Origin of the sequence: Deefgea sp. CFH1-16 (assembly GCF_016881365.1) — a bacterium.
In the GTDB taxonomy this organism is placed as follows: Bacteria; Pseudomonadota; Gammaproteobacteria; order Burkholderiales; family Chitinibacteraceae; genus Deefgea.
Map to the genome: position 1 here is coordinate 373896 of NZ_WLYT01000001.1, position 15630 is coordinate 389525.

General features: G+C 46.3%; 11 protein-coding genes and 4 pseudogenes. 9 read left to right on the forward strand and 6 right to left on the reverse strand.

What is annotated here, in order from left to right:
* Positions 1-113 precede the first annotated feature (113 nt).
* From GKO28_RS02010 to GKO28_RS02025, 4 genes and pseudogenes are all read left to right on the forward strand, one after another.
* Positions 114-1013, forward strand: coding sequence for a glutamate/aspartate ABC transporter substrate-binding protein (locus GKO28_RS02010; protein ID WP_182075185.1), 900 nt, complete (start codon positions 114-116; stop codon positions 1011-1013).
* Positions 1014-1080: 67 nt separating this feature from the next.
* Positions 1081-1827 carry an amino acid ABC transporter permease gene (locus tag GKO28_RS02015; protein WP_182075186.1) on the forward strand — a complete coding sequence of 249 codons (747 nt, stop codon included), beginning with the start codon at positions 1081-1083 and terminating at the stop codon, positions 1825-1827.
* Positions 1828-2493, forward strand: coding sequence for an amino acid ABC transporter permease (locus GKO28_RS02020; protein ID WP_173533643.1), 666 nt, complete (start codon positions 1828-1830; stop codon positions 2491-2493).
* Positions 2490-3219, forward strand: a pseudogene (locus GKO28_RS02025) (amino acid ABC transporter ATP-binding protein). The gene GKO28_RS02020 and the pseudogene GKO28_RS02025 overlap by 4 nt, the downstream one beginning before the upstream one ends.
* 82 nt (positions 3220-3301) lie before the next feature.
* Here GKO28_RS02025 and GKO28_RS02030 read toward each other — a convergent pair.
* From GKO28_RS02030 to GKO28_RS02055, 6 genes and pseudogenes are all read right to left on the reverse strand, one after another.
* On the reverse strand, positions 3302-4996 hold the full coding sequence (locus tag GKO28_RS02030) for a bifunctional diguanylate cyclase/phosphodiesterase (RefSeq protein WP_182075187.1): 1695 nt from the start codon (positions 4994-4996) through the stop codon (positions 3302-3304).
* On the reverse strand, positions 4935-5807 hold the full coding sequence (locus GKO28_RS02035; RefSeq protein ID WP_203563836.1) for a GAF domain-containing protein: 873 nt from the start codon (positions 5805-5807) through the stop codon (positions 4935-4937). The genes GKO28_RS02030 and GKO28_RS02035 overlap by 62 nt, the downstream gene beginning before the upstream one ends.
* Before the next feature lie 189 nt (positions 5808-5996).
* Positions 5997-8291, reverse strand: a pseudogene (topA, locus tag GKO28_RS02040) (type I DNA topoisomerase).
* 53 nt (positions 8292-8344) lie between these two features.
* Entirely contained in the window at positions 8345-8803 is a 459-nt protein-coding gene (locus GKO28_RS02045) for a DUF494 domain-containing protein (RefSeq protein ID WP_182075189.1), read from the reverse strand.
* An 8-nt stretch (positions 8804-8811) separates the two neighbouring features.
* The gene (gene dprA, locus GKO28_RS02050; RefSeq protein ID WP_203563837.1) at positions 8812-9921 is read right to left on the reverse strand and encodes a DNA-processing protein DprA; all 1110 of its coding nucleotides are present in this window, start codon (positions 9919-9921) and stop codon (positions 8812-8814) included.
* Between the two features lie 2 nt (positions 9922-9923).
* Positions 9924-10991 (reverse strand): LysM peptidoglycan-binding domain-containing protein, encoded by a 1068-nt coding sequence (locus GKO28_RS02055; RefSeq protein WP_182075190.1) that lies wholly within the window; start codon positions 10989-10991, stop codon positions 9924-9926.
* A gap of 170 nt (positions 10992-11161) precedes the next feature.
* On the opposite strand from GKO28_RS02055, the gene def reads away from it, so the two are divergent.
* From def to GKO28_RS02080, 5 genes and pseudogenes are all read left to right on the forward strand, one after another.
* Positions 11162-11707 (forward strand): peptide deformylase, encoded by a 546-nt coding sequence (gene def, locus GKO28_RS02060; protein ID WP_182075191.1) that lies wholly within the window; start codon positions 11162-11164, stop codon positions 11705-11707.
* A gap of 46 nt (positions 11708-11753) precedes the next feature.
* Positions 11754-12623, forward strand: a pseudogene (fmt, locus tag GKO28_RS02065) (methionyl-tRNA formyltransferase); the annotation flags it as partial.
* An 87-nt stretch (positions 12624-12710) separates the two neighbouring features.
* Positions 12711-13562, forward strand: a pseudogene (htpX, locus tag GKO28_RS02070) (zinc metalloprotease HtpX); the annotation flags it as partial.
* Between the two features lie 90 nt (positions 13563-13652).
* The gene (gene rsmB, locus GKO28_RS02075) at positions 13653-14939 is read left to right on the forward strand and encodes a 16S rRNA (cytosine(967)-C(5))-methyltransferase RsmB (protein ID WP_173533634.1); all 1287 of its coding nucleotides are present in this window, start codon (positions 13653-13655) and stop codon (positions 14937-14939) included.
* Positions 14940-14952: 13 nt separating this feature from the next.
* Entirely contained in the window at positions 14953-15513 is a 561-nt protein-coding gene (locus GKO28_RS02080; RefSeq protein WP_182075192.1) for a DUF4390 domain-containing protein, read from the forward strand.
* Positions 15514-15630 lie beyond the last annotated feature (117 nt).

Sequence of the window (15630 nt, forward strand, 5' to 3'; positions counted from 1 at the left end):
ACTTGACACTACCGTATTCCCGTAAGGAACATCCCTAGATGTTGCTTTATTCAGTTCTACATATACTGAAAAAAAACCTAAAAAATCAAAACCCTCACATCTTGGAGCACGACATGAAAGTATTACTTCCTCTCGCCATTGCAATGTCTCTACTCACCACCGCACACGTTGGCGCAGAAGAACTGAGCGGCACCTTAAAAAAAGTAAAAGAAAGCGGTGTGATTGTACTCGGTCATCGTGACTCCTCTATTCCTTTCTCCTATCTTGCCAATGATGCCAAACCAATTGGTTACTCTGTAGACATCTCCAACAAAATTGTTGAAGCGGTAAAAAAAGAACTCAAGATGCCGAACTTACAAGTTCGTTACAACTTGGTGACATCACAAACCCGCATTCCATTGGTGCAAAACGGCACTGTGGATCTTGAATGCGGCTCAACCACCAACAATCTTGAGCGCCAAAAACAAGCGGCATTCTCATTAGGTATTTTCGAGATCGGTACGCGTCTTTTGACCAAAAAAGGCGGCGCAATCAAAGATTTTCCTGATTTAGCGGGCAAAAATGTTGTGACCACTGCTGGCACAACGTCTGAACGCATTTTGAAAAAAATGAACGAAGACAAAAAAATGAATATGAATATCATCAGTGCCAAAGATCATGGCGAATCTTTCTTGATGCTTGAATCGAATCGCGCCGTTGCCTTTATGATGGATGATGCTTTATTGGCTGGCGAAATGGCAAAAGCCAAAAAACCAAGCGAATGGGACATCGTTGGCAAGCCACAATCATATGAAATTTATGGCTGCTTATTACGTAAAGATGATCCGCAATTTAAAAAGGTGGTTGATAGCGCCATTGCCAGCACTTATAAATCAGGTGAAATTAACACCATTTACAAACGCTGGTTTGAAAGCCCAGTTCCACCAAAAGGCTTAAACCTTAACTTCCCAATGTCAGATGATTTTAAAGAATTAATCGCTAAGCCAACGGACAAATCAGCTGAGCAAATGTAATTCACCGCATACTCAGCAAGCCGAGTAGCACCACTACTCGGCTTTTTTACTATTGGAGAAAATATCGATGAATTATCATTGGGACTGGGGTGTATTTTTTAAACCTACCGGTATTGGCAGTGAAATTTATTTAGACTGGTTCATTACCGGTTTAGGCTGGACTATTGCACTGGCCCTTACTAGCTGGATTATTGCTTTATTCATTGGCACAATCGTTGGTGTTGCCCGTACGCTACCGAATAAAATCATTGCTAATTTAGCCGCAGGCTATGTTGCTTTATTTAGAAATGTACCACTCTTAATTCAATTATTTATTTGGTACTTTATGGTGCCTGATTATCTACCTGAAAATTTAGAGATTTGGTTTAAACAAGACATTAATCCAGCGACCAGCGCATTTATTAGTACGGTTATTTGTCTAGGCTTATTTACAGCCGCTCGAGTTGCTGAACAAATTCGTACCGGTATTGAGGCACTTCCTCAAGGGCAAATGAATGCTGCTTTAGCGCTAGGTTTACGTTTGCCACAACTATATAAAGATGTGCTACTGCCGCAAGCTTTTCGCATCATCATTCCACCGATCACCAGTGAGTTTTTAAACGTATTTAAAAACTCATCTGTTGCATCATTGATCGGCTTGATGGAATTGTTGGCGCAAACCAAACAAACCGCTGAATTCACAGCTAATTTATTCGAAGCATTTACACTGGCCACTTTGATTTATTTCACACTCAATATGAGTCTGATGTTGCTAATGCGTAAATTAGAAAAACGGGTGCAAGTACCTGGCCTGATTGCTTTAGGAGGAAAATAAATGGATTTCTCCAATATCTTACCTGCACTACCGAGCATGATGGATGGGCTGTGGTTAACACTTAAACTCACAGTACTTTCTATTATTGGCGGGGTCATCATCGGGACTTTACTCGCCTTAGCACGCTTGTCTAAATATAAATTTTTAGCCATGGCCGCAGGGTTTTATGTTAATTATTTCCGCTCTATTCCATTGCTATTGGTCATCACTTGGTTTTACTTTATGGTGCCCTTTATTATTGGTTGGGTCACCGGAACGAATCGCCCGGTGGGTGCGCTCACTTCATGTTTAATTGCATTTATGTTATTTGAAGCGGCTTATTTTTGTGAAATTGTTCGAGCAGGGATTCAATCGATTTCGAAAGGCCAAATTAATGCTGCATATGCACTGGGTCTAAATTACCGCCAAGCAATGCAACTAATCGTTTTGCCGCAAGCGTTTAGAAAAATGATGCCGCTATTAATGCAGCAATCCATTATTTTATTCCAAGACACCTCATTGGTTTACGCCGTTGGCTTAATGGACTTTTTAAATACCGCTCGTTCTCGTGGCGATATTGTCGGCCAACCGCATGAATTTTTATTATTTGCTGGTTTAATTTATTTTATTATTAGCTTTGGTGCGTCAAGCTATGTGGCGTACCTCAAAAAGAGGACAACCGTATGATTTCGATTGAACACATTAATAAATGGTACGGTGATTTCCAAGTCCTGACCGATTGCACTGCAGATATCAGCAAAGGCGAAGTCGTTGTCGTATGCGGACCATCGGGCTCGGGTAAATCAACCTTAATTAAGTGCGTTAATGCACTTGAGCCTTTCCAAGAAGGCCGAATTATTGTTGATGGTATTTCAGTCGGTGACCCTCAAACCGATCTACCTTTATTGCGCTCGCGAATTGGGATGGTATTTCAAAACTTTGAGCTGTTTCCCACATCTATCGATCACTGAAAACTTAATGCTCGCTCAGCAACGCGTTTTAGGGCGTAGCGCTGATGAGGCGCGCGACACAGGGCTCAAGTTACTCGATCGCGTTGGTCTTAAGGCACAAGCGGCAAAATTCCCAGGACAGCTCTCTGGTGGCCAGCAACAACGTGTAGCAATCGCTCGCGCTTTGGCAATGAACCCGATTGCCATGCTGTTTGATGAGCCAACCAGTGCTTTAGACCCAGAAATGGTGAACGAAGTACTCGACGTAATGACCGAATTGGCACAAGAAGGGATGACAATGATGTGCGTGACCCATGAAATGGGTTTTGCGCGCCGCGTTGCCAATCGCGTGATTTTTATGGATAAAGGTCGTATTGAAGAAGACTGTAGTGCAGTTGAGTTTTTTGGCAGCCCACGCGGTGAGCGTGCACAGCACTTCCTGTCAAAAATTCTGCACAACTAAGTATGGATGTATTAGCTGCTAAGCCAGCATAAAAAAGGGCTGCAAGTGTATACCTTGCAGCCCTTTTTTGTTTGGCCGTTTTTTACATTTTGGCTTGCAAACCCAAGCGCATCCAAAGTTCGGCAACACCGGCCGGAACGGGCTCACTAAAGTAAAATCCTTGCATATAATTCACGCCCAATCCTTGCAAAAAGCGGGCGGTTTCTAAATTCTCAACGCCTTCAATGACCAAATCCAACTGCAAGCCTTGCGCCATTTGTGCAATCGCATGCATTACCCTTCGGCCATCTTCAGTATGTAAACGCTGCGCAAATGAAACATCCACTTTTAGCATTTGGGCCGGCATTTCATGCAATTGCGACAAAGAAGAATATCCCGTACCAAAATCATCAATCGCTAATTCAAAGCCAGCCAAACGTAATTGCCGCAAATGACGCATTTGTCGTGAGTAATCGGTCAGCGCAATACTTTCGGTGATTTCTAAAATAATATCCGAAGGCCGCAAACGAAAGCTCGATAAACGTTCCACCAATTGCGTCACAAAGCTGGGCAAAAATAATTGACTACGTGAAATATTAATCATCATTTTTTGTGCCAATCCAACATCGCGCCAATCGCGCAACTTGGCAAATGCAATTAGCATTATTTGTTCAGAGAGCTCTTGAATTAAACCGACTTTCTCTGCCATCGGAATAAATAACTCTGGGCTAATCCAACCACTTTTATCATCTTGCCAACGCGCTAAAGCCTCAACTGATACCACTTCGCCGGTTTTAGCATTCACTACCGGCTGATAAAACACTTGTAAACCACCATGCTGAATTGCACTCGATAACCGCGATTGAATCGCCACATGCTCACGGCCCAGAGCTTTTAAATGCAATATATCACCATAAAAACAAGCATTATTACGCCCTGCATGCTTGGCGTGATACATCGTATGATCAGCGGCAGATAATAATTCTTCACCGCTTTCTGCATTATCGGGATAAATAGCAAAACCAACTGAAATCGTCGGCTGCGTTTCCATGCCGTTGATACTCACGCTTTCTCTTGCTGCCAACCTTAATGATTCAGCAATTATTTTTAATTGTTTACTGTCTTTTAAATTTGGAATTAAAGCAATAAATTCATCGCCCCCCCAACGCGCCAAAATCGCATCGTCAGGCAATACCGCCTTTAAGCGCTTAGAAAGACTGATTAATAACTCATCGCCAGTTTGATGACCAAACGCATCATTAATTTGTTTAAAGTGATCTAAATCGATAAACCCTAAACCGACTTTACAATGATTAATTCGAGCCTGATCGATTGCGCGGTGTAATTCATCATCCAATAAAAGACGATTAGGTAAGCTGGTTAATCCATCATAAAGCGCTAATTGCGTAATATGCTGTTCATTTAAATGCGCAACCGTTACATCACGGAGTACACCGCGCAAACTGGTGATTTTTTGATCCGGACCGAAATGCGCGATCAAGCGCGCTTCAACCCACACAAACTCGCCATCTTCACGCATCAATCGGAAACGAACTTGATTAGGCACTGCGGATTTGGCCAATTGCGCTAAAACGTCAGCCACCAAGGTCACATCATCCGGATACACCCATGACAAAATAGAGCGAGATAAATCCTGATTTAAATGTCGCGGATCGACCCCGCGCAATTTAGTCCAAGCGGTGGTCGCCTCAGTCAGCACACCTTGCGGCGACAGATCAATAATGGCCTCTTCCAGCAGATTTAACGTATCGAGCGTGGTTTTTTTTGCGTGCGGCATCCTGCATTAATGTCGTCACGTCCTGCATCAACACCACAATGTGCTGCCGATGGCCTGCGGCAACGCGCTGTAAACGAACCAAAAGACACACTTGATCTGGCAATACGCAGTGAAACTGTATACTCGTAGGCCCCGCTAGCAATTTAGGCACGCGCTGCACCAATTCACTGGCTAATTCAAAGGGCAATGCAATCGTTAAGGCGCGCCCCAGCAATTCGCTGGGTGCAGGTAAGCTCGGATGGCCGGACCAAACTTGGCAAATCACGCCATTGGGCTCCAACTCAAACACCATATCTTGCGTTGCACCGACTAAGGCGCGTAGCCGTTGTTGATTCGCAATTGACTCGGCCTCTACTTTGGCTTTTAACAGCGCCTGCGCCACATGATTGCTTAACATCGACAATAAACGCAGCTCAGTTGAATCGCGCTGCCGACGCTCATCGTCATTTAAAAAAGTTAAAAATCCAAATAACTGCCCATTGTCTAACAATGGAATACACAATAATTGGCGCACTCCGACTTGGGCCAATAGCATTTGCTCAGCGAGCGGCAGCTCAAGCAATGATTTATTTAGCACCATACCAACAGCAAGGGTATCTGCCAGTAATGGATATTGGTCATACTCTAGCGTCACAAACGGCTGGGGGGTATTACGTGCAAGGTGGCAATCATCATCGCGCCAAGCTGAAGTCAATCGTGCAATTTTTCCATCGGCTTCATTCAAATACAGCCCTGTCATCCCGCTATGCGAAGCCTCAGCGAGCGTGCGCAATACTTCGACCATGGCATCAGGATCATCACCAACCGCCAATAAATTAACCACACTGTCAAAAGCGTTAAAATAGGTTTGGTAAAGGCCTAGGGCCTCATGAGGCGCAAGCGACGCTGCAATAGAGACTAGATTTTCAGACCGCACAAAAGCCTTGAGAAACAATTGAATGAGCTTTATCAAAAAAACACTAAAAACGGGAACCGAATCGATTCCCGTTGTGGTGTGATTTTACGCTTTTTCTGGCGGCGGGATCAGTACTTCACTGTATCCACACTCTTTTTGTGGACACACTTTTTCGGTACCACGGCGTTTAGTGACTTTGATGGTCATAATCGGCCATTTACACTGTGGGCAAGGCTCTGCCACTGGTGGATTCCATGTTGCATATTTGCAATCTGGATACGTATTGCACGAATAAAACAGCTTACCATAACGGCTTTTACGCTCAATCAAGCTACCTTTATGGCACTCAGGGCATTCAATACCGGTGTCTTTTGGCTTTTCAAGCGGCTCAATATGCTTACATTTCGGATAATTTGAGCAACCAATAAACTTACCATAACGGCCCAATTTGATCAGTAAGGGTGATTCACATTTCGGGCAAGTGCGATCAGGCACCACTTCGGGCTCAACTGGTGCCGCATTTGGGTCATCGCCAATATTGCGCGTGTAATCACACTCTGGGTACGAGCTGCAGCTAATAAAGCGACCACGACGACCGAGGCGAATCGATAGTTTATGCTTGCCGCATTTCGGGCAATCCTCATCCATCGCTTCATGCGTGACTTCAGCGCGTGTTAAAGCTTGTTTTTCTTCAACTTGCTTATGGAATTTGGTCCAAAACTCATCCAAAACCGGAATCCACTCACGGCTTCCGTTGGAGATTTCATCGAGTTTGTCTTCCAATTTGGCAGTAAAGTTGTAATCCACATACTGAGTGAAATGTTCCGATAAAAACTTATTCACCACTTCGCCGGTATCGGTCGCGTGAAGCGTTTTTTATCTAAAATCACATACTCACGATCTTTTAAGGTAAAAATAATCGATGCATACGTTGAAGGACGACCAATGCCAAATTCTTCCAGTGACTTCACCAAACTGGCTTCAGTAAAACGCGGCGGCGGCTGGGTAAAATGCTGCTCGCCTGAGAGTTTTTCTACTGGTAAAATATCCCCTTCGGCCATGACTGGCAAGCGGGCTTCATCTTCATCATCGTCGACATCATCAGCATCTTCTTGGTATACCGCGATAAAGCCGGGAAATACCAAAGTCTGTCCTGTGGCACGAAATAAATTTTCTGGGCTACCAACGGCAATATCAACAGCCACGGTATCAAACTTTGCCGATGTCATTTGACAGGCTAAGGTCCGTTTCCAAATCATTTGGTAAAGCTTAAATTGCTCAGGCGACAAGAAGGTTTTAACCGACTCAGGCGTGCGATGAATCGACGTTGGGCGTACCGCCTCATGCGCTTCTTGGGCATTTTTGGCTTTGTTTTTATACGCGATCGCGTCTTTCGGTAAATATTCTTTTTCGAAATGCTCGCCAATATAGCCACGAATTTCAGCCAAAGCATCGTTCGATAAAGCCACCGAGTCGGTACGCATATACGTGATTAAACCCACGGTTTCCCCGCCGAGATTAATCCCTTCATAGAGTTGCTGCGCAGTTCGCATGGCTCTATCAGTGGTAAAACCTAATTTACGTACCGCTTCTTGTTGCAAGGTTGACGTGGTAAATGGCGCTGCAGGGCTGCGCGATTTCTTTTTTCTTTTCAACCGAATTCACTTGAGCCGGTAAATCAGCTAAACCCGCCAAAATAGTGGCCTGAGCCGCTTCATTTGGAATATCAAACTGATCGAGTTTTTTGCCTTGCCACGTGGTGAGTTTTGCAGCAACTTTACTGCGACCCTTTTTAGTGTCAAGGTGGATTGACCAATATTCTTGTGCATTAAATGCACGAATTTCAGCCTCACGCTCACAAATCAAGCGCAATGCTGGACTTTGTACTCGACCTGCCGAGAGGCCAGTACGCACCTTGCGCCATAATAATGGCGACAAATTAAAGCCAACTAAATAATCTAAAGCGCTTCGTGCTTGCTGCGCATTGACCAAATTAAAATCAATATCCCGTGGATTAGCGACGGCCTGCAAAACTGCAGACTCAGTAATCTCATGAAAGACAACGCGTTTAAAGGTTTTTTCTGGGCTGATTAATTTCTTAGCTTTTAAAATTTCCATAATATGCCAAGAAATAGCCTCACCTTCTCGGTCCGGATCGGATGCGAGATAAATATGGTCAGCGGCTTCAACAGCATCACAAATGGCATCAACATGCTTTTTATTTTTTTCGATGATCTGATACTTCATTTTGAAGTCTTTTTCAGGATCAACCGAGCCCGACTTACGCACTAATCCGCGCACGTGGCCATAAGAAGCAAGAATTTGAAAATCTTTGCCCAAATATTTTTGTAGTGTTTTCGCTTTCGAAGGCGACTCAACGATTAAGAGATTGGCCGGCATGGTTCCCCAAGGCAGCAGAGATTCAAAAACTGGAGTGCGTGGCACCGCGTGGTCTAATGCAAAGCAAAACCTTCACGGCCAAACAACAACTCCTCGATTAGGAGATTGGTTAAAGCATCACGCTTTTGCCAAATCACCATTAAAACTATTAATTTAATTCTTTCTACAGTGACTTCACCTTCTGGTTCACGCCAAAGTCGATCAAGTACTAATTCGCGCTCGCCCGCGCTTAAGATTCGCGTCGCATCCAGAGAGTGCATAAATATTGCCGCGTCTTCACTCAGTCTTTCTAGCTCCATCGGATGCAAAGAGCGAAAGCCAAATTCACTGGAATCAAGTAATTTATAAGGAGCAACATCAATTTGTTTGAGCTCAGACAACCACGTCAATGCGTCATGTATATCTTCACCTTCAAAGCCAGCCAATGACAATTTCTTGGCTAATTGAGACATATCAGGCAAGCCGTCTGCGTTATAAAACTGCTCAAAAAGGTAAGCAAGCACTTCTAACATAATCTTTATTAAACCCCTCCGCCAATGCGTTGATAGCGTCCGCCAGGCAAAGAAGCCAGCTTCCCTTCCAATTCAAAACCCAACAGAATCTCGTACAGCGCGACATTCGTCAAGCCAGTTCGCAGAATTAAAGTCTCGATATCTACGGGATCCCAACCTAAAGCTTGCCAAAACTCATCCTCAGGCAGGGGCTGTTTAGCCTGTTTTTTAGGCTCAACAGCGACTGAAAATAAATCATTACCAAAACAAAGTTCGCTCAAAATATCATCCCCCGATTCCACTAGCTTAGCACCACTCTTAATCAAAGCATGGCACCCCTTCGCTTGCGGGGAGTGAATTGAGCCGGGTATCGCAAAGATTTCCCGGCCAAGATCAACCGCCTGCCTCGCCGTAATCAATGACCCACTTCCTAATGCCGCCTCAACCACCAAACACCCCAAACCCAAGGCTGCAATAATTCGATTTCGCTGCGGAAAGTGCATCGGCAATGGCGGCGAGCCCAAAGCAAACTCTGACAAAAGTAAACCTTCAGCAGCCAATTGATGTGCGAGTTCACGATTGCTGGCAGGATAGATTCGATCAAGCCCTGTTCCCACCACTGCAATGCTCAAACTACGGCCAGCTAAGCCACCACGATGGGCTGCAGCATCAATACCACTGGCCATGCCGCTCACAATACACAATCCCGCATTGGATAAATGCGTAGCAAATTGCTGAGCATGTTCAATCCCCTGCGGTGTAGCATTTCGACTCCCTACTATACTGAGTGCGGGCTTTTTAAGTAAATTCAAGTCTCCTTTGGCGTACAACACAATCGGAGGATCGGGTAGCGACAACAAAGAAGCCGGATACAATGCATCATTTAAAGTTAATAAATGATGCTGAGGTTCAAGCAGCCACGCTTGGGTTAACTCGAAGATATCAAGGTGGTTCGGTATAGCTGCGGTCAACACCGCGTCAATCAGTTGCGGAGATATTAGATCTTTTAATGCGCTGCGTGGCGCAGAAAAAATAAGCTCAGGCTCACCCAATGCACGCAATAAATGCAATTGGCTACGAACCCCTAGTCCAGGAACTAGAGAGAGTCGTAGCCAAGCTTGAAGTTCAGCGGTGAGCAATATTATTCTGCCGCAGCACTGGCCTTCGCAGTATCGCCAGCATTAATCGGCAATGTACTATCCATCACCAACGCATACGCGACTTTTGGGAAAACCCGATATACAAATAAATTACCGCTCTTAATCGGTGGTGTAAATCGTGTTGGTTCTACACTGGTTTCTTTGGCAATCAATCTTGGCGCCTTGTAGCTAAATAGCACCGTTCCCATATCCAAACCATCAAGTGCACCGCGATTTAAAACCACCGTGGTTAATGAACCCGCTTCGGTTGATCCACCATAAGTAGAAATCACTTTGCCTTCGATGGCATGGGCTGGCAAGTGCGGTACATAATTAATAAATTGTTTTTCCGGCGAGCGAATCAGCCGATCGCCGACTGAAATTTCTTCTCGGCTATTCACCACCGTCATTGTGGTCACATCACCTTCGCGCTTAACCCGAACATCGCCCAAGTAGGTGACTTCAATGCCAATCACTTCCTTTGGATTATCTGGATCAACCAATGGTTTACCTTTGCGAAACGCCTGCCAAGTTTCACCAGGCTGTGCATCGACCAAATCCACTGAGTAAATTTGATCGTTCGGACCAAACAATAAGCGGCTATCGGGTCCTGCAGCAATTCGTGGCGCTGCAGTAAAATCCTCAACGCTCATCACTAATGGTTTACTCAAAAAGGGCTCAATAGAGGCATAAGGAATGCTCGCAATCGCATTACCAGTGAGCGAGGTTTCGCGAATTCTCGGGCTTAATTTGCCATTTCCGCCGCGCCCGTCTACTTTTTGACTTTTCAATAATTTAAGCCGCGGTTGGCCGCTTGAAGTATCCAAGACAATGACATCACCAGGATAAATCCAGTGCGGATTTTTAATATCGGTTTTATTTAATTGCCAGATTTCCGGCCAACGCCAAGGCTGGCTTAAAAATTTGCCGGAGATCCCCCACAATGTATCGCCCTTGACCACCACATAACGATCCGGTGCATTTTTAGCTAACTTCAATTCATCTGCCACGGCAGGCGCGGATAAAAAACCAACCGCTAACAGCAGCGATACAATGGATTTACGCATCATTATTTAAGCCCAAAGCTTACCGGTCATCGACCTTGCAAGCAAAAATTCAAAGAAGTTCACCGATATGATCTTGATATCCAACCACCCCGACCCATATCGAATATAATACAACGCTATAGATTATCTCTATTTTTAATTCTGCATATCAACTTTTGGTCTAGCAAGCACACATGGCAATTCTAAACATTCTGCACTATCCCGACGAGCGCTTACACACAATCGCTCAGCCCGTGACTGTTTTTGATACAGTTCTGCAACGCCAGATCGATGACATGGCAGAAACCATGTACGCCGCTCCAGGCATTGGTCTTGCCGCTTCGCAAGTTGATTTTCATCAGCGCTTGATTGTGATCGATATTTCTGAAGATAAAAACGACTTGCTGGTGTTGATCAACCCAGAAATCATCGTTGCCGACGGTCACACCACGTATGAAGAAGGCTGCCTCTCGGTGCCGGGCATTTACGAAGAAGTTGAGCGCGCGCAAACGCTCACCGTTAAAGCGCTCGATCGACATGGCCAACCGTTTACACTCGAAGCTGATGGCTTGCTGGCCATTTGCATTCAACATGAAATGGACCATCTGGACGGTAAAATCTTTGTTGAAAAATTATCGCGCCTCAAACTCAATCGCATCCTACAAAAAATCAAAAAAAAACCAAAAACGCACGATGTAATTGTGCCTCAGTTTGCTCGACAACCTGAACTTCGCCGCTAACGAGGGCATTCACATCCAATTTACTTTGCACATAAACCCATGAAAAATTATATTTGCAGGCACGCCTGACTTTGCGGCTGAAGCACTCAAAGCATTGATTAGCGCAGGGCACGAGATTGTATTGGTCCTCACGCAACCCGATCGCCCCAGTGGCCGCGGCATGAAACTCACGCCATCAGCCGTTAAAGTGGTCGCCCAAGCGCACCAAATCCCGGTGTATCAACCCGAAAAACTACGTACGACTGAGCAACAAGCGACTTTAATGGGTATCGAGGCCGACGTTATGGTGGTTGCAGCTTACGGCCTTATACTGCCACAAGTCATTCTCGACCTACCCCGCCTTGGCTGCCTAAATATCCATGCCTCACTCCTGCCGCGCTGGCGTGGTGCTGCGCCGATTCAACGAGCAATCATGGCGGGCGACACCGAAACCGGCATCACCATTATGCAAATGGACGCCGGGCTCGATACGGGCGACATGCTCAGTGTCCACGTCACACCGATTGCGCACGATGACAACGCGCAAACCTTGCATGACAAGCTAGCGCAACAAGGCGCGAGCGCGATTGTGAGTGCTTTGGCGCAACTGCCAGATTTAACGCCAATTCCTCAGCCTGAGGCTGGCGTTTGCTACGCTGAAAAACTCAAAAAAGAAGAAGCCCAAATCGACTGGACGCAATCGGCCAGTCAGTTAGCGCTAAAAATTCGTGCTTTCAACCCCTTCCCTAGTGCGCAAACAACGTTAGATGGCGCCAGCCTCAAGCTCTGGCAAGCCAGTGCCATTGCAGGCCAAGGCGCTGCAGGCACATTGATTGCCACTGAGAAAGACGCGCTGATTATTGCTTGCGGTGAGGGCGCGCTGCGCGTCACTGAACTCCAAAAAGCCGGCGGCAAGCGCCTTAGCGCAGCGGCTTTTTTTAAGTGGCTCGCCACTCGTGATCGGTCAGCAATTGGGTGCTTAATTTCATTCACATCAACAGGAGCCAAAAACATGGATAACTGGTTTAAAACCACGATGCTAATGGCCGCGATTTTGGCCTTGTTTATGCTGATTGGTGGCTTAATCGGCGGCAAAAGCGGCATGTTAATGGCGCTGATTTTTGGTGGCGGCATGAATATTTTCGCCTACTGGAACTCCGACAAAATGGTGCTCAAAATGTATAACGCGCATCAAGTCGATGCGCGAAGTGCCCCTGAGCTTTACACCATGGTCGAAGAGCTCGCACGTAATGCGGGTCTGCCGATGCCAAAAGTCTTTGTGATTGATGAAGACCAGCCCAATGCATTTGCCACTGGGCGCAACCCTGAAAATGCCGCCGTGGCCGCCACGACCGGCATTATGCGGGCGCTCAGCTATCGCGAGTTACGCGGTGTGATGGCGCATGAATTAGCGCACGTACAGCATCGCGATATTTTAATTTCAACCATTTCTGCAACGATGGCTGGCGCCATTTCTGCACTGGCTAATTTTGCCATGCTATTTGGCGGCCGCGATAGCAACGGACACAGCATCAATCCCATCGCCCGCATAGCCGTTGCCATGCTGGCTCCATTGGCCGCCAGTGTGATTCAAATGGCGATCTCCCGAGCGCGTGAATTTGAAGCCGATGCCGGTGGCGCGCGCATTTCTGGCGACCCTGCGGCGCTGGCGGATGCCTTAACTAAAATTGAAGCTTTTGCGAGTGGCATTCCAATGCACGCCGCTGAAGCACACCCTGAAACCGCACAGATGATGATTGTGAATCCCCTGCACGGCGGTGGCTTACAAAATTTATTTCGTACCCACCCACTCACCAGTGAACGCGTAGCGCGCTTACGTAATATGGCACAACAAAATATCAGGTACACCGGATAGGTATATCTTTGTAGCCATTATTAAAAAAGATCTCTAACTCGATACCCCAAAGCCCGACACTTGGTCGGGCTCATTATTTGGAAGCTTATTATGTTTATTACCCAAAAATTAGCCGGACAAACTGTGGCCCATGTTTTGGCCGGTCAAAATCTAACCGAAGCCCTCAATGCGGTCTGGCGCAGCAACCCCAACCTTGAATCGGGTCAGCGCGGCGCGATTCAAGACATTTGTTATGGCACTTTGCGCCAACTTGGTCTAATTGAAGGCATTCTCAAACAACTCTTGCGTAGCCCTTTGCACGAGGCGGAACTCAAAGCACTTTTGCTTATTGCTGTATATCAATTGCAATTCACGCGTGCCGCATCGCACACCATTGTTGACCATGCCGTCAAAGTCGCCGCACAAACCGGCAGCGGTTTTGGCAAGGGCTTGGTCAATGGCGTTTTACGTAGCTTTTTACGCGGCAAAGACGAATTAGTCCGTCGTGCGCAAGCCAATGAAGTCGGTTTGTATTCACACCCAGCGTGGTGGATTAAAACCATGAAATCGGCCTACCCAACAGAATGGGAAGCCATTTTAAATGCCAATAACCAACATCCACCAATGACCCTGCGCGTCAATCCAGCGCACACCACGGTGAATGACTACTTGGCACTATTGACCGCCGCCAATATTGAAGCGATTGCCCTTGATGACTCGGCCATTAGTTTAAAGCGCCCGGTGAGTGTTGATTTTTTACCACACTTTTTTGCCGGCTGGGTTTCAGTGCAAGATTGGGGCGCGCAAGTTGCCGCTAAGTTACTTGATCTACACGACGGGCAGACCGTACTTGATGCTTGCGCCGCGCCTGGCGGCAAGACTTGCCATATTCTAGAGACCGCCAACGTCACCCTTACTGCGCTGGATAATGACGCAACTCGCCTGCAACGCGTTAAAGACAACTTAAATCGCATCAACAAAACCGCCACCTTACTGCAAGGCGATGCTTCAGCACCCGATACTTGGTACGACGGTCAGCAATTTGATAGAATATTAGCCGATGTGCCTTGCTCGGCAACAGGGGTTACGCGTCGTCATCCTGACATTAAATGGTTGCGCCGCAATGATGACTTGGCAAAATTCGCGCGCCAACAGGCAAAAATCCTGGATGCGCTATGGCCACTCGTAGCGCCAAACGGCAAACTCCTGTACGCTACGTGCTCAGTTTTTCCTATAGAAAATGCCGCTTCAGCTGAGGCTTTTGCGCTCCGTCATCCCGATGCAAAGCGCTTAGAATTACCCGCGAGCGCATTACCGAATGGCCAGTCCCTTGATGGCCAGTTATTACCCACCGCGGAACATGATGGTTTTTATTACGCGCTTTTCTCTAAATCGTAATTGGCGATACCTGTTGGGTATCTCGCTGCTGCTATGCGCTTACTTAGCGCATGCCGGCAGCATTAAAACCATCAAATCCGAAGTTGAATTCAGTGGCAATCATATCGAACTTGCAGGGCGTTATTTAGTCACCCTATCGCCAGAAATCGAGACCGCATTAAAAAACGGGTTGTCACTGCCATTTACCTACGAATTTAAACTTACAAAACCTAAATTTTATGCTTGGTATCGCAATTTAGCCGATAGTTTTAATTCCACTGCCAGTATTACTTATCGCCTAAGCTACCAACCGCTCACCCGACAATATCGCCTCAATACCAGTGGACTCACCCGCAGCTTTAATAGCGCCGAAGAGGCGCTGGTTGCGCTGAGCATTATTCGCGGCTGGACGGTACTTGAAGGCAGCAATATTGATAGCGACGATTTTGCTGGCAAAATTCGCTTTCGTTTAGATCATTCGCTATTACCCAAATCGTATCAACTCACCGCCTTAGGTGACGAAGACTGGGTGCTCGACTCTGGCTGGCATGAATTACAACGCCCCGTCAGCCCCTCCGCCGAGCCTGTGCCATGAAAAAACTATTAATTTTTCTCGGCGTTTTGGGTACGATTTTATTATTTCTCTTGGCATCGGCCTCGGGAAATACCTCCGAATCTTCGCAATACTACAAACTGATTTTTAGCGCTCAAC